Raw genomic sequence first — 24,953 nt, 5'->3', positions numbered from 1 at the left:
CCGGTGGTCGACCACATCACTCACAGCGATGTTCTGATCGTCGGTGCCGGTAGCGCCGGATCCGTGCTGGCCGAACGACTCTCGGCCGACCCCGCACGCCGGGTCACGGTCGTGGAGGCAGGGCCCGGCCCGGGGGAGCCCGGGGTTCGCGAGCTCACCCACAACGGTCTGCAGCTGCCGATCGGCGGCGCCAGCCCGCTCGCCCGGCGCTACCCAACGCGGCTGACCGACGACCCGCAGCGCGGCGCCGAGATCGTACGGGGCGTGACAGTGGGGGGCTCCGGTGCGGTCAACGGCGGGTATTTCTGTCGCGCGTTGCCAGCCGATTTCGAGGGGCCCGCCGTGCCTGGGTGGTCGTGGTTGGACGTCCAGCCACACTATCGGGCTATCGAAACAGATCTTGACTTCCCCGATCGGGCTGACGGCGGCCCCATCTCGATCCGGCGGACCAGCGAATTCGTCGGCAGTACCGCCGCTTTCGTCGACGCCGTCAGGGCAGCCGACCTGCGCTGGCTGCCTGACCTCAACGCCGAGCCGGTGGGCGAGAACGCGCCGCCCGGAATCGGGGCGGTGCCTTTGAACATCGTCGACGGTGTCCGCTCCGGACCGGGTGCGGCATTTCTCGAACCGGCGGCAAACCGACCGAACCTGACCGTGCTGCCCCGCACCAGGGTGCTGCGTGTACGGATGTCCGCAGGCCGGGCAGTGGGCGTCGACACCCTCGGACCGACCGGCTTGGTGACACTCACCGCCGACCGGGTAGTGCTGTCGGCGGGGGCGATCGGTTCGGCACAGCTGCTGATGCTGTCCGGCATCGGGCCGGCAGCGGCCCTGCGCGCCGCAGGTATCTCGGTGGTGGCGGATCTGCCGGTAGGCCAGCGAACCTGGGACCACCCGGAGTGGGTGCTGGCCACCACGTGGGCAGTCGCCCCACAGCGTCCGGTGCTTGAAGTGGTCTTGGTGGCCGAGGGAGTCGAAATCCGGCCCTATACAGGCGGATTCATCGCAATGGTCGGTGACGGAACGCTGGGCCGACCGGACTGGCCGCACCTCGGTGTGGCGCTGATGTCACCTCGCGCGCACGGCAGGGTGGCACTGTTGTCGGCCGACCCGGCGGTGCCCCCGTTGATCGAACATCGTTACGACAGCGAGCCGGGCGATGTGGCAGCCCTACGCCGCGGCTGCGATTTAGCCGCGGAAATACTCAGCACCACAACCAAACTCGGCGAGCCGATGTGGTCGACCTCGCAGCATCTGTGCGGTAGTGCGCCGATGGGCGCCGACGGTGACGAGCATGCGGTCGTCGACCCGCGCTGCCGGGTGCGAGGCGTCGAGAATCTCTGGGTGGTGGACGGCTCGGTGCTGCCGCGGATCACTGGCCGCGGACCGCACGCGACGATCGCGATGATCGGGCATCGTGCCGCCGAATTCGTCGCCTGAGCGGTCTCGAGCCAAACAGACGTCGGCCTTGGGTAGAGTCACTCCATTGTTTGGGACTATCGGTCTTGCACAGTGAGTGGTCGTAGGAAACGTCACGGGAAGGATGCTGGGCGATGACGAGCCGACGCAGCGATCCGCGACCTGCGCGTTCACGCGCTCGGTTGCTGGATGCGGCAACGGCATTGCTGCGTACCGGTGGCCCCAGCGCGGTCACCGTCGACGCTGTCACCCGTGGAGCCAACGTCGCCAGAGCCACGCTGTACCGGCATTTCCCCAGCGGCAACGACCTGCTGGCGGCCGCCTTTCACAGCCTGATTCCACCGGCGCCCATGCCGCCTGAGTCGGGGTCGCTGCGGGATCGCCTCGTCGCATTGATGCAGGCGCAAGCCGACCTCATCTCGGAGACGCCGGTCCTGCTGACCGCGACGTACTGGCTGGCACTCGGTCCGGACATGGAGCACATCCCCGGAACATCCCTGGATGCCGACAGCCCCGAGGTGCGCACACTGCGGGAACGAGTGGCCCAGCAGTACGGCGCGCCGTTCGACGCGATTTTCGACAGCCCCGAGGCGCAACGTGAACTCGGTGAGGTGGACCGCGCCGAGGCCATCATGCTGCTGATCGGTCCGCTGGTGGCCGGGCGGATCAGCACGCTGGCCGATTTCGACTATCGCAAGTGTGCCCGTGCCGCGGTGGACGGCTTCCTTGCCGTCAACCGGGTCAGTGAAATCACTTCAGCGAGTAGCGAATCGGCAGGCGTTTGAGACCGCCGACGAAGGTGGTGGCCATCAGCTCTGGTTCGCCGGCCAGTTCGATGTCTTTGATCCGGGGCACGAGTTCGGTGAAGAAACTGTTCATTTCCATGCGGGCCAGCGCTGCACCCAGGCAGAAGTGCACGCCGTAGCCGAAGGACAGGTGTTTGTTGGGGTCGCGGCCGACGTCGAAGCGCATCGGGTCGTCGAAGACGTCTTCGTCGCGGTTGGCTGAAACGTAGGACAGCAGAACGGATTCACCTTTGGCGATGGGGACGCCGCGGACTTCGGTGTCGGCTTGGGAGGTGCGCATGAATTCCTTGACCGGAACGATGCAGCGGATCATTTCTTCTACGGCGGTGCCCATCAGGCTCGGATCGTTTTGCAGCCGGCGCAATTCGGCGGGGTTGCGTACCAATTCCAGCAGCCCGCCGGCGATTCCGGCGCTGGTGGTGTCGTGGCCGGCACTGGCGACGATCACGTAGTAGGAGGCGGTGTCCATATCGGACAGTGGTTGGCCGTCGATGGTGGCGTTGGCGATCGCCGAGGTCAGGTCTTCGGTGGGGTGTTCGCGGCGGGAAGCAGTCAACGCCGCGAAGTAGTTGAAGAAATCCAGTAGCACCGCAAGCATGTCGTCGGTGGAGCCGCCGCGCTGCAATTCGGTGTCGTCGCCGCCGAACATCTCCTGGGTGAGTTTGAGCATGCGGGGGAAGTCCGATTCCGGCAGACCCAGCAGGCTCAGGATGATGTACAGCGGGTATTTGACCGCGATCTCCCGGACGAAGTCCAGCTCGGGCCCCTGTTCGAGCATCTTGTCCACGTAAATCTTGGCCAGCTCGTCACAGCGGGCCTTCAAGGCGCGCATGGCTTTTGGCCGGAACCAGTCCGCGCCGATCTTGCGCATGTCGCGGTGGTGCGGATCGTCCATGTGGATGAGCGTGCGCAGCCCGATCCCGGCTTCCATCTGAGCGCGCAACGCGTCGTCAGCCGCGGCGATGGTCAGCAGAGGTCGCGGATCGTTGGTGAACAGGTCGTTCTGCCGCTCGATGTCCATGATGTCGGCGTGCTTGGTGATCGCCCAGAACGGCCGGTACCCCTCGGCTTCGACCCAGGACACCGGAGCATGTGCACGCAGATGAGCGAGGGACTCATGCAGCCGCTTCTCATCGGTGTAGCCCGTCGGGCTGGCCAGGACGCGCGCCCTTTTGTCCATGATCCGTGCGGTCATCGGGTCTCCTCGCTCGCCGACACCGATCGGTGTATCAAGAGAATTTGACGGGTGTCAGGTTTCTAGTGTCGGGCACGATTGTGCCAGGTGGCAGGTTTTTCGGCTAATTGCCAGGTCATGCCGCGGGGAGGTATCCGCGTAGGCTCGGATCTCGTGCGAGAGCGTTCGAGTAGCCGACCAATTCGGCGCGCGACCGGGCTGCTGCTGGGTCTGGCGATGCTCGTCGCATGCACGCGGGGCACCACCCCGATGCGTCCGCAGCCGGCGCCGGTCGCCGGGCCCGGCCCGGCGGTTGTGCAGACTGCAACGGGTGCTGTGCGCGGTGTCGTCAGCCCGGGCTACCGGGTGTTCGAAGGTATTCCGTACGCCGCCGCACCGGTGGGGCCGCTGCGCTTTCAGCCGCCCCAGCCGGCCGCGCCCTGGCCGGGGGTGCGGGACGCCACCAAGCCGGGCCTGCGCTGTATCCAGGACACCAGTATCGATCCCGACTACGGCCGGCCCACCGGCGAGGACTGTCTCAACCTCAATGTGTGGAGCCCTGACGGTGCCATCAAGTCCAGCCAGAAACCGGTCATGGTGTGGATTCACGGCGGTAGCTTCCTCAACGGCAGCGCCGATATCTACGACGCGCGTTGGCTGGCGACCCAGGGCGACATCGTCGTCGTCACCATCAACTACCGATTGGGCACCATGGGGTTCCTGGCGCACCCGGCGCTGAGCCCCGACGGCAATATCGGCAACTACGGATTCGCCGACCAACAGGCGGCGCTGCGGTGGGTGCATGACAACATCGCCGAATTCGGAGGTGACCCAAGCAAAGTGACGATCGCGGGGGAGTCGGCGGGCGCGATGTCGGTCTGCGACCACCTGGTCGCCCCGGACTCTGCCGGGCTGTTCCGGGCCGCGATCCTGCAGAGCGGGCCGTGTCAGGCCCAAGCCGATCGCGCCACCGCTCAGCAGGTCAGCACTGACTACGCGACCGGCGTCGGCTGTACCGACCCCGAGGCGGTTGCCGCGTGCCTGCGTTCACTGCCGACCAAGACATTGCAGAGCGCCCCCTTCTATGTTGGGTTCGGCCCCGACAAGCTCATCGGTCCGGTCACCGGAACCGATCGCCTGCCCACCGACCCCATGACCGCGTTCGCCCTGGATCGGGCGCCTCGCGTCCCGGTGCTGGTGGGCAGCAACGGCGACGAGTTCGCCATGTTCACGGCCATCCGATATCTGAAAAACGGTCGGCTGCCGCCCTATCCAAAGCTGTTGTCCGATACTTTCGGCGCCGACGCGGCCGCGGTGGCGCAGCGCTATCCGCTTGAGCGGTTTGGCGGCAGCGAAGGCCTTGCTTATTCCGCGGCGGTCACCGACAGCATATTCGCTTGCCCGACAGATCGAATCGCGTCCGGACTCGCGCACACCGGTCCGGTCTATGCCTACGAATTCAACGACCGGACGGCGCCGGCGCCGGATCCGTTGCGCGCGGCACCATTCCCGGTCGGTGCCAGCCATTCCCTGGAGTTGCGCTATCTGTTCGACGTGGGGGGCGCGCCACCACTCGATCCCGCGCAGCGACAGCTCTCCGACGAGATGGTCGCGTACTGGAGCCAATTCGTGAAGACCGGCGCACCTGACGTCTCCGGGCTACCGGACTGGCCGCGGCTGGGTACCGACGGGGCTACCGGGAAGTGGCTGTCGCTGCAGACCGGGCAGCTCTCGATCACCGAGGATTTCGGTCCGCGACACCTGTGCCCGTTCTGGGCAGTCCTGAAGGGGAACCGCTAGTGTCTCCAGCGTGGATGGGCGACGACGGCCAGGGCATCGGCCACGTCCGACGACAGTGGCCTACGCTGGGGCCCGCTTGCGCGAACCCACTGCTGGAAAGCAAAATCTGCTGCGGCAAAAGATAATTGGACGAGAAGTCCTGGCCGGCTGTCCTCGGCCGCGTCCACAACCATCCGCGCAGCCATTAGCTGAACCATCTGGTCACGGTCTGCGGCGGACAGCAGGGTCGCCCGGTCGAGCAGCTCGGGTGCGGTCAGGATGGCCGCTCGCCAGTTCTCCAGGTCGACATCCTCGAATGACTCGACTCGGCTCACGATCGCGGCGGCCAGCGCGACGTCGGGTGGCTCACCGGCCGGTCGGCGGGTGAACAGCGACGCGATCGCGGCATTTCCACGCTGCACCGCACCGAGCACCAGGTCCTCCTTGGTGGCCACGTGGCGGAAAAACGTGCGTGGCGACACCGACGCTTCGGCAGCGATGTCATCGGTGGTGACGTTGCCGAATCCCCGTGCGGCGAAAAGCCGGTACGCCGCCGCATGGATGTCGGCACGTACCTGCGCCCGCTGCCGGTCACGCAGTGACGGTGGCCGATCGGCGGGCGGGCTGGTCACCTGTACATTCCCATGCCGCCGTCGACATGGATGGTCTGCGCGGTCAGGTAGGAGGCATCGGAACTGACCAGGAAGGCCACCATCGGTCCGATATCGGCCTGCGTGTCACCGATCCGCCGCAGCGGGATGCCCTTGACGATCTTGTTGTAGACCTCCGGGAATTCCTCGCTCCAGCCGGCCACACCGTCGGATTGAGCGAAGGGGCACACCACGTTCACCCGGATGTTGTCTTTACCCCATTCCAGCGCAGCTACTTTCGAGATTCCCCGAATCGCTTCCTTGGCCCCCGCATATGCACCGAAGGTTTTCTGCCCGGCGGTGCCGGAGCCGGAGCCGAAGTTCACGATGGACCCGCCGCCGGCCGCCTTGAGCGCCGGGTACGCCGCCTGCATCAGGAAAAACGTAGCCCGCGGCCCGGTGTCGAAGACCAGGTCGAAATCGTCGAGCGTGATGTCGGTGAACACCTTGGGCTCGTTGGTCGCGATCGCATTGTTGATCAACGCGTCGATGCCACCCAATGTCTGGACCGCCTCGTCGACGATGCGTTGATAACTGGACCGGTCGCATAGATCGGCCACCAGCGGCACGGCGCGCCCCTCGACTCCGAAGGTGCCCGCGACGTCGGCCACTGCCGGGTCGCGGTCTACCATCAGGACCGCTGCGCCCCGCTCTAGGAGCGCCGCTGTGACGCCTTTACCCACTCCGCGCGCTGCGCCGGTCACGATGACCCGCAGGCCTGCCAGGGATGCGGAATGCCAATAGGTGTCCTCAGCGTGCAGGGCCACGGTGTAGCTCCTCCGATGTTCTTGCCGCACCGGGGAATTCAATGAATTCCACAGCTGTACCGTCGGGATCTTTCACGAAAAACATTCGCACCCCTGCTATTTCGAACGGCTCCTGGTCAGGCCGATAACCGGCTGCCTCTACCCGTCGATAGGTGTCGTCGAGGTCGGTGACTGACAGCGAGATGTTCTGGTTGCCGACGATGGATCGCCTCGGCGGCCGGCTTTCGATCCCCAGCGAGAGCAGTTCGAGCACCACGCCACCCACCAGGCCGCCGACCACGCGGCCCTGATTGCCGCCAGTGCCGCCCAGCGCGTGGTCGAACGGCTCACCGCCCATCGTCTGGTCGAAGATCACGTCCATGGCCAGTAACCCACGATAGAACTCGAGTGCCCGATCCATGTCGGTGACGCCGACCACCAGATGGGAAAAGCGAAGGTCGCCAAGGGGTTCCACGGACTACCGGGCCAGGTCGGGGGCGGCTCGGCCGGTGATCATCGGCAGGTCCAGGTAGGTCTTGATGCCCGGACCGGCCTGGCAGACAAGAGGGATGGCACTGATGCAGTGGTTGGCGGTCACCACCACACCGGGGTTGCGTTCGAGGCCCTCGGCGACCGTCTCGGGTTGTAGGCCCTTGAACGTGAGCAAGACGTCGGGATCGCCGGTGACTTCGACCTCGAAGCGCTCACCCTTCTCGCCGATCGTCCACGGCGGGTCGAGCTCGACCTCGCACATCAGCCAGTTGACCGCAGCGGTGACGACCGGCTGGTCGTCGACGATGGCCTGCCACTTGAACCGGCGCGCGGCCACGGTGCCCGCCTCCATCGGAACGACGAGCTCGTCGGTTCCGGTGACCGCGACGGCCACTTCTTGGGTGGACCGGATACGCGGTTCGGCGCGGAAACCCAATTGGTCGGCGACCATCCGCACCGACTGTTTGAATCCGGCTTCCAGCAGCGCGGCCATGGGTCCGCTCATGGCTTGTTCCGGAGTCAGGCCGAAGCCCATCACCTCGCGCACCACCAGTGGCGCGTTGTAGGTGCGGATATCGGAGAACTCCTCGGCCCGGACGTGGGTGATAGCCGACGTCAGCCCTGAGATCATCAGCGGGAAGCGTTCGGTGATCCCGCCGGGATGAATCCCGGAGCCGTGCAGCGTGGAGTTGCCTGCCGCGCACGCCTCTTCGAGGGCTTGCACAGCGGGGTTCTCCCGGTCCGGGTAGACCCAGCCGACCGGGGTCACCACGTTCTTGCCCGAACGCAGGATCTTGGCGACGACTTGATCGTCGGGCAGCAGAGGGGAGTACATGACGCAGTCGGCGTCCAGCGCAAGCAGCTCGTCGATGTCGGTCGTCGCCGCCACCCCGACATGGGCCTCGCCGATCACCTCGCCGACGTCGCGGCCGTGCTTGTCGGCGCTGTGCACCCAACAGCCGACGAGCTCGAGTTCGGGGTGCCGCAAGACACCCTGGATTGCCGCCTTGCCTACCCCGCCGGTTGCCCACTGGATTACGCGATACATACCGGCATGCTATGCCGATATGGCAGTAACTGTCACAAAATCAATCCCGGTATGTGCACATCCGTTCTAACTCGGGCATCGGCCGGCCGTACTGTCATCAGACGGGTCGCCAAGTTATCGGGGGAACGATGAACGATCGTCGTTTGAATCGGACTGGCGGCATCGCGGGCCTCGCGTACTTAGTCATCGCCTCGGCTGCCGCGGCCATCACCAGCAAGCCACCGGGACCCCATGCGAGCAACCAGTCAGTTCAGCACTTCTTCATCGAATACCAGGGGCGGTTGGTAGCTCAAGGATGGCTGTACGCCCTGGCCACCGGCTTGGTCATCTGGTTCGCGGTCGCAGTCCGGCGCGTGCTCTACGCGGCCTCGTCCGGTCGTCATCTCGGCGACCTGTTCTTCGTGGGCACTGTCGCCGTCGGTGCCCTGTCGTTCGTCTCGATGTCCATCCGGATCGTTGCGGCCGGAGCGGCGGCTGAGCTGTCGGCTTCGGCGGTGCGCGCGGTGGGGACTGATTTCAGCCTGGTCCTCCTCGCCCTGTGCGGGTTCATCGTCGCTCTCTCGGCGATCGGCTACGCCTGCTGTGTGATCCCCGACGGGCTGCTGCCCCGCTGGACGGGCTGGTTGGCCATCGTTGCGGCAACCGTCAATGTGGCGGGAACGGCCAGTGTCTTCGTCACCGACGGCCCGTTGTCGATCGAGGGTGGGTTCGCCACGGTGTTGCCTGTTGCGGCTACCGCAGCGTGGTATCTCGGGACCTCGATCAGCATGTTCACCGCGCGCGACGAGACGCTCTCGCAGCCGCTCTGAGCAGGCCGTGCAGGGATTTGGATCAGGTTCCGACCGGATTTGGCTGGTGCCGCGATCTAAGGCATACTGTTCGGGTTGCCTTGAGCAGGGTTCGCCCCCATTGGGAGCGGTGCCGCTCAAGGTATACGACCGGCGCCCAAACGGGCGCGTCCGGTCCCAATCTCGGAGCGCGACGGTTTTCACCGCGCCTGCGGGGCTGCGTTAGGGCGACACACCCGACCGCGGGGGCCGGAGCACCAGGACAGGTAAAGAGCGGCGGCAACAGCCAGCGCGACGCCTTCGGGCGAGAGCGCATGACCACCGTGTCCCGCTATGGGACCGAGCAGGAATGAAGGTAGGAGAAGCGTGGCGGGACAAAAGATCCGCATCAGGCTCAAGGCCTACGACCACGAGGCCATCGATGCCTCGGCGCGCAAGATCGTGGAGACGGTCACCCGTACCGGCGCGAGCGTGGTTGGTCCAGTGCCGCTGCCGACGGAAAAGAACGTGTACTGCGTCATCCGCTCCCCGCATAAGTACAAGGACTCGCGGGAGCACTTCGAGATGCGTACACACAAGCGACTCATCGACATCCTCGACCCGACGCCGAAGACCGTTGACGCGCTCATGCGCATCGATCTTCCGGCGAGCGTCGACGTCAACATCCAGTAGGAGACCCGAAAAAAATGGCTAGAAAAGGCATTTTGGGCACCAAGCTGGGCATGACACAGGTGTTCGACGAGAACAACCGCGTCGTCCCCGTCACGGTCGTCAAGGCCGGACCCAATGTGGTGACCCGCATCCGCACGCCCGAGCGCGACGGCTACAGCGCCGTGCAGTTGGCCTACGGCGAGATCAGCCCCCGCAAGGTGAACAAGCCCGTCACCGGTCAGTACGCCGCCGCCGGGATCAACCCGCGCCGGCATCTGGCCGAGCTTCGTCTGGACGACGAGGCCGCGGCCGCCGAGTACGAGGTCGGCCAGGAGCTGACGGCGGAGATCTTCGCCGACGGCGCCTACGTCGACGTCACCGGCACCTCCAAGGGCAAGGGCTTCGCCGGCACGATGAAGCGTCACGGCTTCAAGGGCCAGGGCGCCAGCCACGGTGCCCAGGCAGTTCACCGCCGGCCGGGTTCGATCGGTGGCTGTGCCACCCCGGGGCGTGTCTTCAAAGGCACCCGGATGTCGGGCCGCATGGGTAGCGACCGTGTCACCACGCAGAACCTGGTGGTGCACAAGGTCGATGCCGAAAACGGCGTGCTGTTGATCAAGGGCGCGGTTCCCGGCCGCAACGGCGGGCTCGTGGTGGTTCGCACGGCAGTCAAACGAGGTGAGAAGTGACTCTGAAGATTGACGTTCGCACTCCGGACGGCAAGAAGAACGGCACGGTGGAACTACCGGCTGCCCTCTTTGATCTGGAACCCAACATCGCGTTGATGCACCAGGTCGTGACCGCGCAGCTGGCCGCCAAGCGGCAGGGCACGCACGCGACCAAGACTCGCGCTCAGGTCTCCGGCGGCGGCAAGAAGCCGTACCGCCAGAAGGGCACCGGTCGTGCTCGCCAGGGTTCGACCCGCGCTCCGCAGTTCACCGGCGGTGGCGTCGTGCACGGCCCGCAGCCGCGTGACTACAGCGAGCGCACGCCCAAGAAGATGATCCGCGCTGCGTTGCGCAGTGCGCTGTCGGACCGGGCTCGCAACGAGCGGATCCACGCGGTGACCGAGCTGCTGAGCGGCCAGACCCCGTCGACCAAGAGCGCCAAGGCGTTCCTGGGCGCGCTGACCGACCGCCGCAAGGTGCTGGTCGTGATCGGCCGAAGCGACGAGGTCGGCGCGAAGAGCGTGCGCAACCTTCCCGGTGTGCACGTGATCTCGCCCGATCAGCTCAACACCTACGACGTACTCAACGCCGACGACGTGGTGTTCAGCGTGGAAGCGCTGGATGCCTACATCAGCTCGAACACCAAACAGGACGAGGAGGTTTCGGCCTGATGGCAACCATCACTGATCCCCGCGACATCATCCTGGCCCCGGTCATCTCGGAGAAGTCCTATGGACTGATCGAGGACAACGTCTACACGTTCGTCGTCGCACCCGGCTCGAACAAGACGCAGATCAAGATCGCCATCGAGAAGATCTTCAAGGTGAAGGTCGACTCGGTGAACACGCTCAACCGGCAGGGCAAGCGCAAGCGCACCCGCGCCGGCTACGGACAGCGCAAGAGCACCAAGCGCGCGATCGTGACCTTGGCCCCCGGCAGCAAGCCGATCGAACTCTTCGGCGCACCGGCCTAGTCCGGCAACGATTAGAACTCAGGAATAGATAATGGGAATTCGCAAGTACAAGCCGACGACCCCCGGTCGCCGCGGTGCCAGCGTCTCCGATTTCTCCGAGATCACTCGCTCGACTCCGGAGAAGTCGCTGATCCGCCCGCTGCACGGCACCGGTGGTCGTAACGCGCACGGCCGAATCACCACCCGCCACAAGGGCGGTGGGCACAAGCGTGCCTATCGGGTGATCGACTTCCGGCGCAACGACAAGGACGGCGTCAACGCCAAGGTCGCACACATCGAGTACGACCCGAACCGCACCGCGAACATCGCGCTGCTGCACTTCCTGGATGGCGAGAAGCGCTACATCATTGCGCCCCAGGGACTCAAGCAGGGCGACGTGGTGGAGTCCGGCGCCAACGCCGACATCAAGCCGGGCAACAACCTGCCGATGCGCAACATCCCGGCCGGTACGTTGATCCACGCTGTGGAGCTGCGTCCCGGCGGCGGCGCCAAGCTTGCCCGTTCGGCCGGCTCGAGCATCCAGCTGCTGGGCAAGGAAGGCGCCTACGCCTCCCTGCGTATGCCCTCGGGTGAGATCCGCCGCGTCGACGTGCGCTGCCGCGCCACTGTCGGCGAGGTCGGCAACGCCGAGCAGGCGAACATCAACTGGGGCAAAGCTGGCCGCATGCGGTGGAAGGGCAAGCGCCCCACGGTCCGTGGTGTCGTGATGAACCCGGTCGACCACCCGCACGGTGGTGGCGAGGGCAAGACCTCCGGTGGTCGCCACCCGGTCAGCCCGTGGGGTAAGCCCGAAGGCCGCACCCGCAAGCCCAACAAGCCGAGCGACAAGCTCATCGTCCGTCGCCGGCGCACCGGCAAGAAGCGCTAGGCAGGAGTAGATAGATGCCACGCAGCCTGAAGAAGGGTCCGTTCGTCGACGACCATCTGTTGAAGAAGGTCGACGTCCAGAACGAGAAGAACACCAAGCAGGTCATCAAGACCTGGTCGCGTCGTTCGACCATCATCCCCGACTTCATCGGTCACACCTTCGCCGTCCACGACGGTCGCAAGCATGTGCCGGTGTTCGTCACCGAGGCGATGGTGGGCCACAAGCTGGGCGAGTTCGCCCCGACGCGCACTTTCAAGGGTCATATCAAGGACGACCGGAAGAGTAAGCGGCGATGACGACGACTGAATATCCTTCCGCCACCGCTGTTGCGAAATACGTGGGGATCTCGGCGAGCAAGGCGCGCCGGGTGATCAACCTGGTCCGCGGCAAGTCTGTGGAAGAGGCGCTGGACATCCTGCGCTGGGCACCGCAGCAGGCGAGCGAGCCCCTCGCCAAGGTGATCGCCTCGGCCGCGGCGAATGCGCAGAACAACAACGGCCTGGACCCGGCGACCCTGGTGGTCGCCACCGTCATGGCCGACGAGGGCCCGACCGCCAAGCGCATCCGGCCGCGCGCCCAGGGGCGTGCGTACCGAATCCGCAAGCGCACCAGCCACATCACCGTGATCGTCGAGAGCCGTCCGGCCCGCAACGAGCGGTCCGCACAGTCGGCTCGCTCGCGTCGCGCGCAGGGCAGCAAGGCCGCCGCAACCGCGCCGGCTAAGAAGGCCCCGGCTAAGAAGGCTCCGGCCGCCAAGGCGACGGTCGAACAGACGAAGGAGGGCTCGGAGTAGTGGGCCAGAAAATCAACCCCCACGGCTTCCGGCTCGGTATCACCACCGACTGGAAGTCCCGGTGGTACGCCGACAAGCAGTACGCGGACTACGTCAAGGAAGACGTGGCGATCCGGCGGCTGCTGGCCACCGGTCTCGAGCGCGCCGGCATCGCCGATGTGGAGATCGAGCGCACCCGTGACCGGGTTCGCGTTGACATCCACACCGCGCGTCCGGGCATCGTGATCGGTCGCCGCGGCACCGAGGCCGACCGCATCCGCGCCGACCTGGAGAAGCTGACCGGCAAGCAGGTTCAGCTGAACATCCTCGAGGTGAAAAACCCCGAGAGCCAGGCGCAGTTGGTCGCCCAGGGTGTCGCCGAGCAGCTGAGCAACCGCGTGGCGTTCCGCCGCGCGATGCGCAAGGCCATCCAGTCGGCCATGCGGCAGCCCAACGTCAAGGGCATCCGCGTGCAGTGCTCGGGTCGCCTTGGCGGCGCCGAGATGAGCCGCTCGGAGTTCTACCGCGAAGGCCGCGTGCCGCTGCACACCCTGCGTGCCGACATCGACTACGGACTGTACGAGGCCAAGACCACGTTCGGCCGTATCGGCGTGAAGGTGTGGATCTACAAGGGCGACATCGTCGGTGGCAAGCGTGAGCTGTCCGCCGCCGCACCTGCCGCCGACCGCCCGCGCCGCGAGCGTCCGTCGGGCACCCGCCCGCGCCGCAGCGGTGCGTCGGGTACCACCGCGACGAGCACCGAAGCCGGCCGCGCCGCCAGTGAAGAGACCGCGGAGTCCGCAGTGCCGGTCACCGCGGAGGCTCCCGCTGTCGAGCCCGCCGCTGAAAGCACGGAGAGCTAGACCATGTTGATTCCCCGTAAAGTCAAGCACCGCAAGCAACACCACCCCAGGCAGCGTGGTATTGCCAGCGGTGGCACGTCGGTGACATTCGGCGACTACGGCATCCAGGCACTGGAGCACGCCTACGTCACCAACCGGCAGATCGAGTCCGCTCGTATCGCCATCAACCGACACATCAAGCGTGGCGGCAAGGTCTGGATCAACATCTTCCCCGACCGTCCGCTGACCAAGAAGCCCGCGGAAACCCGTATGGGTTCGGGCAAGGGCAGCCCCGAATGGTGGGTGTCGAACGTCAAGCCCGGCCGCGTGCTGTTCGAGCTGAGTTACCCCGACGAGAAGATCGCCCGGGAAGCCCTGACGCGTGCGATCCACAAGTTGCCGATCAAGGCACGCATCGTGACCCGAGAGGAGCAGTTCTGATGGCAGTGGGCGTCAACGCCGGTGAACTGCGTGAACTCACCGACGAAGAATTGACCGACAAGCTGCGGGAGTCCAAGGAAGAGCTGTTCAACCTGCGCTTCCAGATGGCGACCGGTCAGTTGGACAACAATCGCCGGCTCCGCGTCGTGCGTCAGGAGATTGCGCGCATCTACACGGTGCTGCGCGAACGTGAACTGGGTCTGGCCTCCGGACCCGCTGGTGAGGAATCGTAAAATGGCAGATGACACTAAGAAAGAGGCCGGTCCCGAGCACACTCCGGCCACCGAGAAGCCCCGTGGTCGTCGTAAGACGGTCATCGGCTACGTGGTCAGCGACAAGATGCAGAAGACGATCGTGGTCGAGCTGGAATCTCGCAAGAGCCACGCGCTCTACGGCAAGATCATCCGGACCACCACGAAGGTCAAGGCGCACGACGAGAACGGCGATGCCGGTGTCGGCGACCGCGTCTCGCTGATGGAAACCCGTCCGCTGTCGGCGTCCAAGCGCTGGCGGCTGGTCGAGGTTCTCGAGCGCGCCAAGTAAGTTCGATCGGTAGAAACCCCCGTCGGAATGGACGGGGGTTTTTGCGTGTGCGGAGTTACCGTGTGGTCGTGCCCGACGAATTGATCGCCGTGTACGACGCCGGAGGCACCGAGATCGGTTCGGCGCCGCGCTCGCGTGTCTACGCCGACGGCCTGTGGCATGCCAGCGCCGGTGTCCTGGTCCGCTCGATCGATGGCCAGCGCATCTATGTGCATCGACGCACCGACACCAAGGCCGTGTTCGCCGGCATGCACGACTGCTTGGCCGGCGGCGTGATCGATCCCGGGGAGACCCCGCTTGAGGCAGCCACCAGGGAACTGCGCGAAGAACTCGGCATCGACGGGGCGCCGCTGACCGATCCGGTCGCCGCGAGCTGGGATGGCCAGTGGGCAGGAAGACCGATGCGATGTCATCTGTTCGCTTATCAGATTCGGCATGACGGGCCGGTCCGACACCAGCCTGAGGAGATCGCCGACGGCTGGTGGTGGACCGACGCGGAACTTCAGACCAGCCTGGCTGATCCGGGTTGGCCGTTCGTCCCCGATACGAGGATCCTGCTCCCGCATTTGCTGATTCGATGAACGCCCCACAGACCTGATACGGGCGAACTCCGGCTCCTTGAGATCGTGAAGACCCGGGCCGACGTCGCCACCCACGCCTACCGACAATCGCCAACGATGGTGATGGCCAACCAGTTTGGCGGCTGTACCAGGTCTACGAGCCGGCGCCGGAAAGCTGGGGCGGCACCGCGTGGCGGGTGTAGTCTTCGGGCCAAGCGCCCAACGCCGACCGGAATGAGCACCGATGACCGCTGAATTCAACGGCACGATCGCACTCGACATCCGTGACTCCGAGCCGGACTGGGGGCCGTACGCGGCGCCCAAGGCGCCGGACAACGCACCCAACGTGCTCTACCTGGTGTGGGACGACATCGGCATCGCGACGTGGGACTGCTTCGGCGGCCTGGTGGAGATGCCGGCGATGACGCGGATCGCGCAGCGGGGTGTTCGGCTCTCCCAATTCCACACCACCGCGTTGTGCTCACCGACCCGGGCGTCGCTGCTCACCGGTCGCAACTCCACGACCGTTGGCATGGCCACGATCGAGGAATTCACTGAGGGTTTCCCCGGTATCAATGGGCGCATTCCGGATGACACCGCGCTGATCTCGGAGGTACTCGCCGAGCGCGGCTACAACACCTATTGCGTGGGCAAGTGGCACCTCACCCCGATCGACGAGTGCAGCGTGGCAGCCACCCGGCGGCATTGGCCGCTGTCGCGTGGCTTCGAACGGTTCTACGGATTCATGGGCGGCGAAACCGACCAGTGGTATCCCGAGCTGATCTACGACAACCATCCTGTGGAGGCGCCGGCCACCCCGGAAGAGGGCTACCACCTCTCGGAAGACTTGGCGGACAAGGCAATCGAGTTCATTCGTGACTCTACGATGATTGCCCCGGACAAGCCATGGTTCACCTATCTATGCCCCGGCGCAGGGCACGCACCGCACCACATCTTCAAGGAGTGGGCCGACCGCTACGCGGGCAGCTTCGACATGGGCTACGAGCGCTACCGCGAGATCGTGCTGGAAAACCAGAAGAAGCTCGGGGTCGTGCCGCCCGACACCGAACTGTCGGCGGTGAACCCCTACGCGGATGTCACCGGACCCAACGGCGAGCCGTGGCCACTGCAAGACACCGTGCGGCCGTGGGACTCGCTGAGCGATGACGAGAAGCGGCTGTTCGCCCGCATGGCAGAGGTTTTCGCCGGTTTCCTGTCCTACACCGACGCCCAGATCGGGCGGATCCTGGATTTCCTGGAGGAGTCCGGGCAGTTGGACAACACCATCATCGTGGTGATCTCCGACAACGGTGCCAGCGGTGAGGGTGGCCCCAACGGCTCGGTCAACGAGGGGAAGTTCTTCAACGGCTACATCGACACCGTCGAGGAGAGCATGGCGTTCTTCGACGAGCTGGGCAGCCCGAAGACGTACAACCACTACCCAATCGGCTGGGCGATGGCGTTCAACACGCCCTACAAGCTGTACAAGCGCTACGCGTCTCACGAGGGCGGCATCGCTGACACGGCAATCATCTCCTGGCCCAACGGGATTGCGGCGCACGGGGAGTTCCGGGACAACTACGTGAACGTCGCCGACATCACCCCCACGATCTACGAGCTGCTGGGCGTCGTGCCGCCGGAGACCGTGCGGGGTATTCCTCAGAAGCCGCTCGACGGCGTGAGTTTCAAAGCCGCCCTTGATGATCCGTCCGCCGAGACGGGCAAGGAGACCCAGTACTACACGATGCTGGGCACTCGCGGCATTTGGCACAAAGGGTGGTTCGCCAACACTGTGCACCCCGCGTCCCCGGCCGGGTGGTCGAACTTCGACAAAGACCGCTGGGAGCTCTACAACATCGAGAACGACCGCAGCCAGTGCCGCGACCTGGCTGCCGAGCATCCGGACAAAGTGGCAGAGATGGAGGCGCTGTGGTTCTCCGAAGCCGAGAAGTACAACGGTCTGCCGCTTTCTGACCTCAACATGCTCGAGACGCTCGGGCGTCAGCGTCCGACGCTGGCCGGCAATCGCCCGCGATACATCTATTACCCCCATACCGCGCCCGTTCCGATGGGTGCCTGCGTGATGATCGCCGGCCGTTCGTTCTCGGTGCTGGCCGAGGTGAACGTCGAGAGCCCGGACGCTGAGGGCGTATTGCTCAAGCAGGGGGCAGGCCACGGCGGGTACGTGTTGTTCGTCGCAGACGGGCGGCTGCAGTTCGTCTACAACTTCTTCGGTGAGGAAGAACAGCGGGTGATCGCGCCCGACCCGGTGCCGCTCGGCGACCACACCCTGGGGGTGGCGTATGCCCGCACCGGCACGGTCGACGGCAGCCACACACCCGTCGGCGATGTGAGCTTGTACGTCGACGGCGACGTGGTCGCCACGGCGACGGGCGTCAAAGCCCATCCGTTCACCTTCGGGTTGGCCGGCGGCGGGGTCAGCGTCGGGCGAAACCTCGGACAGTCGGTGTCGGCGGCTTACCGGGCGCCGTTCGACTTCCGGGGCGGAACCATCAGCCGGGCGACCATCGACGTCTCGGGTGCGCCCTATCGCGACGCGGAGCGAGAACTCGCAGCGGCTTTCGCCAGGGACTGAGGGTCGCGTCATACTGGACGGGTGACTCGGCTGGTGTGCACCGCTGCGGCGGTGCTCGTGCTAGCCGTCCCGGGGGTTGCCGCATGTGTGCGGGACAGTGCGGGAACAGCTGTTCGTGACGAGGCGGCTTCTTCGTCGACCGGTGTCGCATCACCGTCGACCAGAGTGACCGACACTCCGGAATCCTCCGAGCCGGGAGTCCTGGAAACCACCCGCGTGCCGGTGCCGCCCAACGCCATGGTGTGCCGCCCCGAGCAGTCCGGACCGACGGCGCTGGCCACCGTCGCCGACCCGGTCGCGCCCCGGATCACAGTCCGCGTGCCGGACGGGTGGTCGTCGAAGAAGGGGACCGCTGACGTCGGCCTTGTGTTGTCCGGGCCCGACGACATGGTCGCTTCCGTCACCATCGCGGCCACTCTGCTGGACCCGGCCGCGGCTTTCACGCGGTACGGCGACGATGTGATGGCCAGATTCCCGATCAGCACGCTGAGCCTGCTGCCCGGCGACTTCTGCGGCTTCAGCGGGCAGAAGCTGATGGGCACGTGGGCCAGGGATCCCGACGCGTCGCTCGAATACCAGGACCGCATCGCCCACATCTGGACCAACACCGCCAACTATCTAGTGGCCGTCCACGTTGAGGCGCCGGCGGGAACGCCCGGCTTCGACGCCGCTGCCTCGGTGCTGACCGACGATTTCAACGTCGTCATACCCTGAGCCCATGCTCACTGAGCTCGTCGAGGTGCCCGGCGGTTCGTTCCGGATGGGGTCGACCAGTTTCTACCCCGAGGAAGCACCGATCCACACCGCGACCGTGGGGGCGTTCGCCATCGAGCGGCACCCGGTGACCAACGCCCAGTTCACCGAATTCGTCGCCGCCACCGGGCACGTCACCGTCGCTGAGAGACCCCTGGATCCGGCGTTGTATCCCGGTGTCGCCGAAGCTGATCTGCTGCCGGGATCGCTGGTGTTCCGCGCGACGCCGGGCCCGGTGGATCTGCGGGACTGGCGGCAGTGGTGGGACTGGGCGCCCGGCGCGAGCTGGCGCGCGCCTTTCGGCCCGGGCAGCGACGTCGCCGACAAGCCGGACCACCCCGTCGTCCAAGTCGCCTATCCCGACGCGGTCGCGTATGCGCGCTGGGCCGGCCGGCGATTGCCGACCGAGGCGGAGTGGGAGTTCGCGGCCCGGGGTGGCAGCACTGCGGCCTACGCCTGGGGTGATGAGCCGACGGTCGGGGGAGCGCTGATGGCCAATACTTGGCAGGGCCGCTTCCCGTTCCGCAACGACGGCGCGCTGGGCTGGGCGGGCACCTCGCCGGTCGGAACCTTCCCGCCGAATGCGTACGGCCTGGTCGACATGATCGGCAACGTGTGGGAGTGGACGACGACGCGGTATACGGCTCATCACGCCGTGCCTGGGGCACGAGCGCAGCGCACCGGGGAAGGCGGGAGCCAGCAGAATTCCTGCTGCCCGGCGCCCACTGAACCAGACCCGGCGGTCAGTCAGGCCCTCAAAGGCGGCTCGCACCTATGCGCCCCGGAGTACTGCCACCGCTACCGGCCGGCCGCTCGCTCGCCGCAGTCTCAGGACAGCTCGACCACACACATCGGTTTCCGCTGCGTGGTGGGCTAGCGCAGCTGCGCCGAGATCGACGACATGGCGCATTCCACTCGCAGTTGTGTGGCCGGGTGTCGGTTTGGGCGTGCGAGCTGGGCGGATTTGGTGCTGAGCTGCGGATCGCCTAAGCTCTAGGGGTTGCCTAGGGCAGACCTCGGTTATCTCGTCGCGAGAAAACCCTGCGTGCTCTTTGGGTGACAAAGACCGCGCACGTCAGGTCACGTCCGGGCCCCGGCCCGGGCCGTGGGTTTCCGTCTGCCGTGCACACAATAACCAGGTCGAGGAGATCTAGTGATTCAGCAGGAATCGCGGCTGAAGGTCGCCGATAACACGGGCGCCAAGGAGATCTTGTGCATCCGTGTGCTGGGTGGCTCGTCGCGGCGCTACGCCGGCATCGGCGACATCATCGTGGCGACCGTCAAGGACGCCATCCCCGGTGGCAACGTCAAGCGCGGTGAGGTCGTCAAGGCCGTCGTGGTGCGCACCGTCAAGGAGCGTCGCCGGGCCGACGGCAGCTACATCAAGTTCGACGAGAACGCCGCCGTCATCATCAAGAACGACAACGATCCTCGTGGCACCCGCATCTTCGGCCCGGTCGGCCGCGAGCTGCGCGAGAAGCGCTTCATGAAGATCGTCTCGCTGGCTCCGGAGGTTTTGTAAATGAAGGTCCACAAAGGCGACACCGTTCTGGTCATCGCCGGCAAGGACAAGGGCGCCAAGGGCAAGGTCATCGAGGCCTACCCGACTCGTAACCGCGTGCTGGTCGAGGGCGTCAACCGCATCAAGAAGCACACCGCGGAGTCGGCCAACGAACGCGGCGCATCCTCGGGCGGCATTGTCACCCAGGAGGCGGCGATCCACGTTTCCAACGTGATGGTCGTCGACTCCGACGGCAACCCGACCCGCATCGGCTACCGCGTGGACGAGGAATCCGGCAAGCGGGTTCGCATTTCCAAGCGCAACGGCAAGGACGTCTGACGATGACTACCGCAGTGAAGGTTCAGCCCCGGCTGAAGGCGCGCTACCGCGAAGAGATCAAGGCAGCGCTCAACAACGAGTTCAACTACGCCAACGTCATGCAGATCCCCGGCGTGGTCAAGGTTGTCGTCAACATGGGTGTCGGTGACGCCGCCCGCGACGCCAAGCTGATCAACGGCGCAGTCAACGACCTGGCGCTGATCACCGGCCAGAAGCCCGAGATCCGCAAGGCCCGCAAGTCGATCGCACAGTTCAAGCTCCGCGAAGGCATGCCGATCGGTGCGCGGGTGACCCTGCGCGGCGACCGTATGTGGGAGTTCCTCGACCGGCTGGTGTCGATCGCATTGCCGCGTATCCGCGACTTCCGCGGCCTGAGCCCCAAGCAGTTCGACGGGCACGGCAACTACACCTTCGGGCTCGCCGAGCAGTCGGTGTTCCATGAGATTGACGTGGACTCCATCGACCGGCCCCGTGGCATGGACATCACTGTCGTCACTTCGGCGACGAATGACGACGAAGGTCGGGCGCTGCTGCGCGCGCTGGGCTTCCCCTTCAAGGAGAACTGAGCAGATGGCAAAGAAGGCACTGGTCAATAAGGCCAATAAGAAGCCGAAGTTCGCCGTGCGGGCCTACACCCGCTGCAACAGGTGCGGACGTCCGCACGCCGTTTACCGCAAGTTCGGCTTGTGCCGAATCTGCTTGCGCGAGATGGCCCATGCCGGCGAACTGCCCGGCGTGCAAAAGTCCAGCTGGTAACAGACCCCTACAGAACAGGTGCGCAGCAGGCCCCCAAGGGAATCGACCCGAGTGGGAACCGCTGCGAGGAAGGTAGACAGGCCCAGTCATGACTATGACGGACCCGATCGCAGACTTCTTGACACGTCTGCGCAACGCCAATTCGGCGTATCACGACGAAGTGACCTTGCCGCACAGCAAGATCAAGGCGAATATCGCCGAGATCCTCAAGCGCGAGGGTTACATCAGCGATTTCCGGACCGAGGATGCCCGGGTCGGAAAGTCGTTGATTGTTCAGCTCAAGTACGGCCCCAACCGCGAGCGCAGTCTCGCCGGCTTGCGCCGGGTGTCCAAGCCCGGTCTGCGGGTGTACGCGAAATCCACCAATTTGCCGCGAGTGCTCGGCGGACTGGGCGTGGCGATCATCTCCACGTCTTCAGGCCTGCTGACGGACCGTCAGGCAGCGCGATCCGGCGTGGGCGGCGAAGTCCTCGCCTACGTGTGGTGAGGGAGGCTTAGACATGTCGCGTATTGGAAAGCAGCCGGTGACGATTCCCGCCGGTGTTGATGTGACGATCGACGGCCAGAACGTGTCGGTCAAGGGCCCCAAGGGCACGCTGGAACTGGCGATTGCCGCGCCGATCACCGTGGCGCGCAACGACGATGGCGCCATCGTGGTCAGCCGGCCCGACGACGAGCGGCTCAGCCGTTCGCTGCACGGGCTCTCGCGCACGCTGGTGTCCAACCTGGTGACCGGTGTGACCGAGGGTTACACCACCAAGATGGAGATCTTCGGCGTCGGTTACCGCGTGCAGCTCAAGGGCACCAACCTCGAGTTCGCGCTCGGGTACAGCCATCCCGTGGTCATCGAGGCTCCGGAGGGCATCACCTTCGCGGTGGAGACGCCCACCAAGTTCTCGGTCACGGGTATCGACAAGCAAAAGGTCGGCCAGATCTCGGCCAACATCCGTCGTCTGCGCCGCCCGGACCCGTACAAGGGCAAGGGCGTGCGTTACGAGGGTGAGCAGATCCGCCGCAAGGTCGGAAAGACAGGTAAGTAAGCCATGGCTCAAGCACAGAAGGAAGCCACCGATCGCACGCCGGTCGGGACGAGCGTTTCGGCCGCGCGCCGGGTTTCGCGCCTGCGTCGGCACAACCGGCTGCGTAAGAAGGTCGTCGGCACCGCCGAGCGGCCCCGCCTCGTGGTGAACCGCTCTTCGCGGCACATCCATGTGCAGCTGGTCAACGATGCCAACGGCACCACGATCGCCGCGGCGTCGTCGATCGAGGCCGATGTCCGCGCCGTCGAGGGTGACAAGAAGGCCCACAGCGTGCGGGTCGGTCAGCTGATCGCCGAGCGCGCCAAGGCCGCCGGTGTCGACGCCGTCGTGTTCGACCGCGGTGGCAACACCTACGGCGGACGGATCGCGGCGCTGGCCGATGCCGCTCGCGAGAACGGACTGAAATTCTAATGACTTACAACGGAAGGACCGCATGATGTCGGAGCAGAGCGCAGCGCCGGATACCGGCGCACCCTCGGCCGGCACCCGTACGGACGTACAGCGCAGCGGTCGTGACGACCGCGGTGGCCGAGGCCGTCGTGACGACCGCGGAGACCGCGGCGGACGTGGCGGTCGCGACGGCGGCGAGAAGAGCAACTACCTGGAGCGGGTTGTCACCATCAACCGAGTTTCCAAGGTGGTCAAGGGTGGTCGGCGCTTCAGCTTCACCGCGCTGGTCATCGTCGGTGACGGCCACGGCCTGGTCGGCGTCGGCTACGGCAAGGCCAAAGAGGTGCCTGCCGCGATCGCCAAGGGTGTCGAGGAAGCTCGCAAGAACTTCTTCCGTGTCCCGCTGATCGGCGGCACGGTCACCCATCCCGTGCAGGGCGAGGCCGCGGCCGGCGTCGTGATGCTGCGTCCGGCCAGCCCCGGTACCGGTGTCATCGCCGGTGGCGCGTGCCGTGCGGTGCTGGAATGCGCTGGCGTGCACGACGTTCTGGCCAAGTCGCTGGGCAGTGACAACGCGATCAACGTGGTGCATGCCACCGTTGCCGCGCTCAAGCTGTTGCAGCGTCCTGAAGAGGTAGCCGCCCGTCGCGGTCTGCCCATCGAAGACGTGGCGCCGGCCGGCATGCTGCGCGCGCGTCGGGAAAGTGAAGCGCTGGCTGCTGCAGCCGCGCGTGAAGGAAGCGCATAACCATGGCAGAGCTGAAGATCACCCAGGTACGTGGCATCGTCGGTGCCCGCTGGAACCAGCGGGAGAGCCTGCGGACCCTGGGCCTGCGCAAGATTCGCCAGTCGGTGGTTCGCGAGGACAACCCGCAGACGCGCGGACTGATCAACGTCGTGCACCACCTCGTCGAAGTAGAAGCGGTTGAGGGCAAATCATGAGCGTCATCAAACTGCACGACCTGAAGCCGGCTCCCGGCTCCAAGACCGCGAAGACTCGCGTCGGTCGCGGTGAGGGCTCCAAGGGCAAGACGGCCGGTCGTGGCACCAAGGGCACCAAGGCCCGCAAGAACGTGCCGGTGACCTTCGAGGGCGGGCAGATGCCGATCCACATGCGGCTGCCCAAGCTCAAGGGTTTCCGTAACCGGTTCCGCACCGAGTACGCCGTCGTTAACGTCGGCGACCTGAACAACGCCTTCCCGCAGGGCGGCACCGTCGGTGTCGACGACCTCGTGGAAAAGGGCCTGGTTCGCAAGAACGTGCTCGTGAAGGTGCTCGGCGACGGCAAGCTGACCGCCAAGGTCGACGTCACCGCCCACAAATTCAGTGGGAGCGCCCGCGAGGCCATCACCGCCGCCGGCGGTTCGGCCACCGAGCTGTAGATAGTCAACGACAAATGCCCCCGCCTCGGCGGGGGCATTTTTCGTTGTCAGCTCAGCTGCGGAATGACTTCGGCGGCAAGGCGTTCCATTTGCTCGCGATCTTCGGCGATGCTGGCTCCGGTCGGGTTCAGCAGCAGGGTCTGCGCGCCGGCCTCGATCACCTCACGCAGCCCGGCGGCGACCTCGGCCGGTGTGCCCGCCACCGGGACATCCTCCACGCCTGGCATTGTCCCGTAGATCCGGTGCAGACCCGCCAGTACCCGTTCGCGGGCTCGCGCGGATTCGTCGTCGATGATCAGGTAGACGCGTTTGCCGACCCGGAACGTCGCCGGGTCCTTGTGCTGTTCGTCGAGTTCGGTGCGAAGGTGTTGCACCGCCGTCGCGAAGTTCTCAGTCGTGGTCGATCCCGCACCCATGAACGCATCGCCATGGCGCACCGCCCGTGCGATCGCGCGAGGGGCATTGGCACCGAACCAGATCGGCGGGTGCGGCCGCTGCACAGGCTTGGGAGAAATCGGCAGATCGTCGACATCGCGGAAGCGGCCGTGAAACGTCACCCGCGGCTCGTCGGACCAAGCCGCCTTCATCAACGTCAGTCCCTCGGTGAAGCTGCTGATGAACGTGTCGGGGTCCACGCCGAAGGCTTGGAATTGGCGCCGCCCGCCGCCGGGCGCGACACCGAGCTCGAGGCGGCCATGGCTGAGCCGGTCCACCGCGGTGATGGACGAGGCCAGCTGAAGGGGGTCGTGCAACGACGTGATCAGCACAGCCACCCCCAGCCGCAGTGTCGTGGTACAGCCCGCTGCCCAGGCCAGCAGTTCCAGCGGCGCGATCAACGGGGCGGGCCCGATCACCTGTTCCAACGTCCAGCCGCCCTCGAAACCGAGCTCTTCGGCGCGAGCCAGATAACTGCGTAACCCGTCGCCGTCGAAGCCGTCGACGTCGAATTGCGGTATCGAGATGGAGTGCTTCACCA

Annotated in this window: 35 protein-coding genes; 29 read left to right on the top strand and 6 right to left on the bottom strand. The window is 65.8% G+C overall.

Annotation, left to right across the window (positions count from 1 at the left end):
* Positions 1-3: 3 nt before the first annotated feature.
* Both mftG and CG716_RS20565 read left to right on the top strand, forming a co-directional pair.
* Entirely contained in the window at positions 4-1,440 is a 1,437-nt protein-coding gene (gene mftG, locus CG716_RS20570) for a mycofactocin dehydrogenase MftG (protein WP_094482968.1), read from the top strand.
* Between the two features lie 113 nt (positions 1,441-1,553).
* A complete protein-coding gene (locus CG716_RS20565; RefSeq protein ID WP_094482967.1) occupies positions 1,554-2,204 on the top strand; it encodes a TetR/AcrR family transcriptional regulator in 651 nt (216 codons plus the stop codon).
* Here the strand turns inward: CG716_RS20565 and CG716_RS20560 are convergent.
* Positions 2,170-3,420 (bottom strand): cytochrome P450, encoded by a 1,251-nt coding sequence (locus CG716_RS20560; RefSeq protein WP_094482966.1) that lies wholly within the window; start codon positions 3,418-3,420, stop codon positions 2,170-2,172. The genes CG716_RS20565 and CG716_RS20560 overlap by 35 nt on opposite strands.
* Positions 3,421-3,636: 216 nt before the next feature.
* Between CG716_RS20560 and CG716_RS20555 the strand changes: the two genes are divergently transcribed.
* Positions 3,637-5,199: a carboxylesterase/lipase family protein gene (locus CG716_RS20555; protein WP_420093211.1), complete on the top strand. Its 1,563-nt coding sequence runs from the start codon at positions 3,637-3,639 to the stop codon at positions 5,197-5,199.
* On the opposite strand, the gene CG716_RS20550 is transcribed toward CG716_RS20555, so the two are convergent.
* The 4 genes from CG716_RS20550 to CG716_RS20535 are packed head-to-tail and all read right to left on the bottom strand — an operon-like array spanning position 5,196 to position 8,114.
* A complete protein-coding gene (locus CG716_RS20550) occupies positions 5,196-5,810 on the bottom strand; it encodes a TetR family transcriptional regulator (protein ID WP_094482964.1) in 615 nt (204 codons plus the stop codon). The two genes, CG716_RS20555 and CG716_RS20550, sit on opposite strands and share 4 nt — an antisense overlap.
* Positions 5,807-6,595, bottom strand: coding sequence for an SDR family NAD(P)-dependent oxidoreductase (locus tag CG716_RS20545; protein ID WP_094482963.1), 789 nt, complete (start codon positions 6,593-6,595; stop codon positions 5,807-5,809). Before CG716_RS20545 ends, CG716_RS20550 begins: the two co-directional genes overlap by 4 nt.
* Positions 6,579-7,049, bottom strand: a complete 471-nt coding sequence (locus CG716_RS20540; RefSeq protein ID WP_272938281.1) for a VOC family protein — start codon at positions 7,047-7,049, stop codon at positions 6,579-6,581. Before CG716_RS20540 ends, CG716_RS20545 begins: the two co-directional genes overlap by 17 nt.
* A 3-nt stretch (positions 7,050-7,052) precedes the next feature.
* Positions 7,053-8,114, bottom strand: coding sequence for an NAD(P)H-dependent amine dehydrogenase family protein (locus CG716_RS20535; RefSeq protein ID WP_094482962.1), 1,062 nt, complete (start codon positions 8,112-8,114; stop codon positions 7,053-7,055).
* 128 nt (positions 8,115-8,242) lie between these two features.
* Here CG716_RS20535 and CG716_RS20530 point away from each other — a divergent pair, with 128 nt between their 5' ends.
* From CG716_RS20530 to rplO, 26 genes are all read left to right on the top strand, one after another.
* Positions 8,243-8,923, top strand: a complete 681-nt coding sequence (locus tag CG716_RS20530; RefSeq protein ID WP_094482961.1) for a hypothetical protein — start codon at positions 8,243-8,245, stop codon at positions 8,921-8,923.
* A 345-nt stretch (positions 8,924-9,268) separates the two neighbouring features.
* Complete coding sequence (rpsJ, locus tag CG716_RS20525) at positions 9,269-9,574, top strand: 30S ribosomal protein S10 (RefSeq protein WP_003883485.1); 306 nt, start codon at positions 9,269-9,271, stop codon at positions 9,572-9,574.
* A gap of 14 nt (positions 9,575-9,588) precedes the next feature.
* Entirely contained in the window at positions 9,589-10,242 is a 654-nt protein-coding gene (gene rplC / locus CG716_RS20520; protein ID WP_094482960.1) for a 50S ribosomal protein L3, read from the top strand.
* Positions 10,239-10,892: a 50S ribosomal protein L4 gene (rplD, locus tag CG716_RS20515; RefSeq protein ID WP_094482959.1), complete on the top strand. Its 654-nt coding sequence runs from the start codon at positions 10,239-10,241 to the stop codon at positions 10,890-10,892. The genes rplC and rplD overlap by 4 nt, the downstream gene beginning before the upstream one ends.
* Positions 10,892-11,194 carry a 50S ribosomal protein L23 gene (rplW, locus tag CG716_RS20510; RefSeq protein WP_094482958.1) on the top strand — a complete coding sequence of 101 codons (303 nt, stop codon included), beginning with the start codon at positions 10,892-10,894 and terminating at the stop codon, positions 11,192-11,194. The genes rplD and rplW overlap by 1 nt, the downstream gene beginning before the upstream one ends.
* Positions 11,195-11,225: 31 nt before the next feature.
* Positions 11,226-12,062, top strand: a complete 837-nt coding sequence (rplB, locus tag CG716_RS20505) for a 50S ribosomal protein L2 (protein WP_094482957.1) — start codon at positions 11,226-11,228, stop codon at positions 12,060-12,062.
* A gap of 14 nt (positions 12,063-12,076) precedes the next feature.
* Positions 12,077-12,358 (top strand): 30S ribosomal protein S19, encoded by a 282-nt coding sequence (rpsS, locus tag CG716_RS20500; protein WP_003892827.1) that lies wholly within the window; start codon positions 12,077-12,079, stop codon positions 12,356-12,358.
* Complete coding sequence (gene rplV / locus CG716_RS20495) at positions 12,355-12,855, top strand: 50S ribosomal protein L22 (protein ID WP_094482956.1); 501 nt, start codon at positions 12,355-12,357, stop codon at positions 12,853-12,855. The genes rpsS and rplV overlap by 4 nt, the downstream gene beginning before the upstream one ends.
* Complete coding sequence (rpsC, locus tag CG716_RS20490) at positions 12,855-13,697, top strand: 30S ribosomal protein S3 (protein ID WP_094482955.1); 843 nt, start codon at positions 12,855-12,857, stop codon at positions 13,695-13,697. Before rplV ends, rpsC begins: the two co-directional genes overlap by 1 nt.
* A gap of 3 nt (positions 13,698-13,700) precedes the next feature.
* Positions 13,701-14,117: a 50S ribosomal protein L16 gene (gene rplP / locus CG716_RS20485; protein WP_094482954.1), complete on the top strand. Its 417-nt coding sequence runs from the start codon at positions 13,701-13,703 to the stop codon at positions 14,115-14,117.
* Entirely contained in the window at positions 14,117-14,350 is a 234-nt protein-coding gene (rpmC, locus tag CG716_RS20480) for a 50S ribosomal protein L29 (protein ID WP_094482953.1), read from the top strand. The genes rplP and rpmC overlap by 1 nt, the downstream gene beginning before the upstream one ends.
* Before the next feature lies 1 nt (position 14,351).
* A complete protein-coding gene (gene rpsQ / locus CG716_RS20475) occupies positions 14,352-14,660 on the top strand; it encodes a 30S ribosomal protein S17 (protein ID WP_094482952.1) in 309 nt (102 codons plus the stop codon).
* Between the two features lie 68 nt (positions 14,661-14,728).
* Positions 14,729-15,241 carry an NUDIX hydrolase gene (locus CG716_RS20470; protein WP_094483015.1) on the top strand — a complete coding sequence of 171 codons (513 nt, stop codon included), beginning with the start codon at positions 14,729-14,731 and terminating at the stop codon, positions 15,239-15,241.
* Between the two features lie 223 nt (positions 15,242-15,464).
* On the top strand, positions 15,465-17,816 hold the full coding sequence (locus CG716_RS20465) for an arylsulfatase (RefSeq protein WP_094482951.1): 2,352 nt from the start codon (positions 15,465-15,467) through the stop codon (positions 17,814-17,816).
* Between the two features lie 165 nt (positions 17,817-17,981).
* Positions 17,982-18,530 carry a hypothetical protein gene (locus CG716_RS20460; protein ID WP_234817935.1) on the top strand — a complete coding sequence of 183 codons (549 nt, stop codon included), beginning with the start codon at positions 17,982-17,984 and terminating at the stop codon, positions 18,528-18,530.
* 4 nt (positions 18,531-18,534) lie between these two features.
* The gene (locus CG716_RS20455) at positions 18,535-19,446 is read left to right on the top strand and encodes a formylglycine-generating enzyme family protein (protein ID WP_094482949.1); all 912 of its coding nucleotides are present in this window, start codon (positions 18,535-18,537) and stop codon (positions 19,444-19,446) included.
* Between the two features lie 276 nt (positions 19,447-19,722).
* Positions 19,723-20,091, top strand: a complete 369-nt coding sequence (rplN, locus tag CG716_RS20450; RefSeq protein WP_094482948.1) for a 50S ribosomal protein L14 — start codon at positions 19,723-19,725, stop codon at positions 20,089-20,091.
* Positions 20,092-20,409, top strand: a complete 318-nt coding sequence (gene rplX / locus CG716_RS20445; RefSeq protein WP_094482947.1) for a 50S ribosomal protein L24 — start codon at positions 20,092-20,094, stop codon at positions 20,407-20,409.
* Positions 20,410-20,411: 2 nt separating this feature from the next.
* On the top strand, positions 20,412-20,975 hold the full coding sequence (gene rplE / locus CG716_RS20440; protein WP_094482946.1) for a 50S ribosomal protein L5: 564 nt from the start codon (positions 20,412-20,414) through the stop codon (positions 20,973-20,975).
* A gap of 4 nt (positions 20,976-20,979) precedes the next feature.
* Positions 20,980-21,165: a type Z 30S ribosomal protein S14 gene (locus tag CG716_RS20435; protein ID WP_047329118.1), complete on the top strand. Its 186-nt coding sequence runs from the start codon at positions 20,980-20,982 to the stop codon at positions 21,163-21,165.
* An 88-nt stretch (positions 21,166-21,253) separates the two neighbouring features.
* Positions 21,254-21,652 (top strand): 30S ribosomal protein S8, encoded by a 399-nt coding sequence (gene rpsH, locus CG716_RS20430; RefSeq protein WP_094482945.1) that lies wholly within the window; start codon positions 21,254-21,256, stop codon positions 21,650-21,652.
* 13 nt (positions 21,653-21,665) lie between these two features.
* A complete protein-coding gene (gene rplF / locus CG716_RS20425; RefSeq protein ID WP_094482944.1) occupies positions 21,666-22,205 on the top strand; it encodes a 50S ribosomal protein L6 in 540 nt (179 codons plus the stop codon).
* Positions 22,206-22,208: 3 nt separating this feature from the next.
* Positions 22,209-22,616, top strand: coding sequence for a 50S ribosomal protein L18 (rplR, locus tag CG716_RS20420; protein WP_094482943.1), 408 nt, complete (start codon positions 22,209-22,211; stop codon positions 22,614-22,616).
* A 25-nt stretch (positions 22,617-22,641) separates the two neighbouring features.
* A complete protein-coding gene (rpsE, locus tag CG716_RS20415) occupies positions 22,642-23,343 on the top strand; it encodes a 30S ribosomal protein S5 (RefSeq protein ID WP_410431443.1) in 702 nt (233 codons plus the stop codon).
* 2 nt (positions 23,344-23,345) lie between these two features.
* Complete coding sequence (gene rpmD, locus CG716_RS20410) at positions 23,346-23,537, top strand: 50S ribosomal protein L30 (protein ID WP_094482941.1); 192 nt, start codon at positions 23,346-23,348, stop codon at positions 23,535-23,537.
* Positions 23,534-23,977, top strand: a complete 444-nt coding sequence (rplO, locus tag CG716_RS20405; protein ID WP_094482940.1) for a 50S ribosomal protein L15 — start codon at positions 23,534-23,536, stop codon at positions 23,975-23,977. The genes rpmD and rplO overlap by 4 nt, the downstream gene beginning before the upstream one ends.
* Positions 23,978-24,024: 47 nt before the next feature.
* Here the strand turns inward: rplO and CG716_RS20400 are convergent, their stop codons facing one another.
* The gene (locus tag CG716_RS20400; RefSeq protein WP_094483014.1) at positions 24,025-24,951 is read right to left on the bottom strand and encodes an LLM class flavin-dependent oxidoreductase; all 927 of its coding nucleotides are present in this window, start codon (positions 24,949-24,951) and stop codon (positions 24,025-24,027) included.
* Positions 24,952-24,953: the final 2 nt, after the last annotated feature.

Origin of the sequence: Mycolicibacterium sphagni (assembly GCF_002250655.1) — a bacterium.
GTDB lineage: Bacteria > Actinomycetota > Actinomycetes > Mycobacteriales > Mycobacteriaceae > Mycobacterium > Mycobacterium sphagni.
Note: the sequence above shows the minus strand (reverse complement) of the source record. Positions and strands in the feature narration are given on the sequence as shown.

Coding starts and splice junctions, on each gene's coding strand:
- CG716_RS20565 (WP_094482967.1), top strand. CDS start 1,554: ATGACGAGCCGACGCAGCGATCCGCGACCTGCGCGTTCACGCGCTCGG.
- CG716_RS20560 (WP_094482966.1), bottom strand. CDS start 3,420: ATGACCGCACGGATCATGGACAAAAGGGCGCGCGTCCTGGCCAGCCCG.
- CG716_RS20555 (WP_420093211.1), top strand. CDS start 3,637: ATGCTCGTCGCATGCACGCGGGGCACCACCCCGATGCGTCCGCAGCCG.
- CG716_RS20535 (WP_094482962.1), bottom strand. CDS start 8,114: ATGTATCGCGTAATCCAGTGGGCAACCGGCGGGGTAGGCAAGGCGGCA.
- CG716_RS20530 (WP_094482961.1), top strand. CDS start 8,243: ATGAACGATCGTCGTTTGAATCGGACTGGCGGCATCGCGGGCCTCGCG.
- rplC (WP_094482960.1), top strand. CDS start 9,589: ATGGCTAGAAAAGGCATTTTGGGCACCAAGCTGGGCATGACACAGGTG.
- rplW (WP_094482958.1), top strand. CDS start 10,892: ATGGCAACCATCACTGATCCCCGCGACATCATCCTGGCCCCGGTCATC.
- rplB (WP_094482957.1), top strand. CDS start 11,226: ATGGGAATTCGCAAGTACAAGCCGACGACCCCCGGTCGCCGCGGTGCC.
- rpsS (WP_003892827.1), top strand. CDS start 12,077: ATGCCACGCAGCCTGAAGAAGGGTCCGTTCGTCGACGACCATCTGTTG.
- rplV (WP_094482956.1), top strand. CDS start 12,355: ATGACGACGACTGAATATCCTTCCGCCACCGCTGTTGCGAAATACGTG.
- rplP (WP_094482954.1), top strand. CDS start 13,701: ATGTTGATTCCCCGTAAAGTCAAGCACCGCAAGCAACACCACCCCAGG.
- rpmC (WP_094482953.1), top strand. CDS start 14,117: ATGGCAGTGGGCGTCAACGCCGGTGAACTGCGTGAACTCACCGACGAA.
- rpsQ (WP_094482952.1), top strand. CDS start 14,352: ATGGCAGATGACACTAAGAAAGAGGCCGGTCCCGAGCACACTCCGGCC.
- CG716_RS20465 (WP_094482951.1), top strand. CDS start 15,465: ATGACCGCTGAATTCAACGGCACGATCGCACTCGACATCCGTGACTCC.
- CG716_RS20455 (WP_094482949.1), top strand. CDS start 18,535: ATGCTCACTGAGCTCGTCGAGGTGCCCGGCGGTTCGTTCCGGATGGGG.
- rplX (WP_094482947.1), top strand. CDS start 20,092: ATGAAGGTCCACAAAGGCGACACCGTTCTGGTCATCGCCGGCAAGGAC.
- rplE (WP_094482946.1), top strand. CDS start 20,412: ATGACTACCGCAGTGAAGGTTCAGCCCCGGCTGAAGGCGCGCTACCGC.
- CG716_RS20435 (WP_047329118.1), top strand. CDS start 20,980: ATGGCAAAGAAGGCACTGGTCAATAAGGCCAATAAGAAGCCGAAGTTC.
- rpsH (WP_094482945.1), top strand. CDS start 21,254: ATGACTATGACGGACCCGATCGCAGACTTCTTGACACGTCTGCGCAAC.
- rplF (WP_094482944.1), top strand. CDS start 21,666: ATGTCGCGTATTGGAAAGCAGCCGGTGACGATTCCCGCCGGTGTTGAT.
- rplR (WP_094482943.1), top strand. CDS start 22,209: ATGGCTCAAGCACAGAAGGAAGCCACCGATCGCACGCCGGTCGGGACG.
- rpsE (WP_410431443.1), top strand. CDS start 22,642: ATGTCGGAGCAGAGCGCAGCGCCGGATACCGGCGCACCCTCGGCCGGC.
- rpmD (WP_094482941.1), top strand. CDS start 23,346: ATGGCAGAGCTGAAGATCACCCAGGTACGTGGCATCGTCGGTGCCCGC.
- rplO (WP_094482940.1), top strand. CDS start 23,534: ATGAGCGTCATCAAACTGCACGACCTGAAGCCGGCTCCCGGCTCCAAG.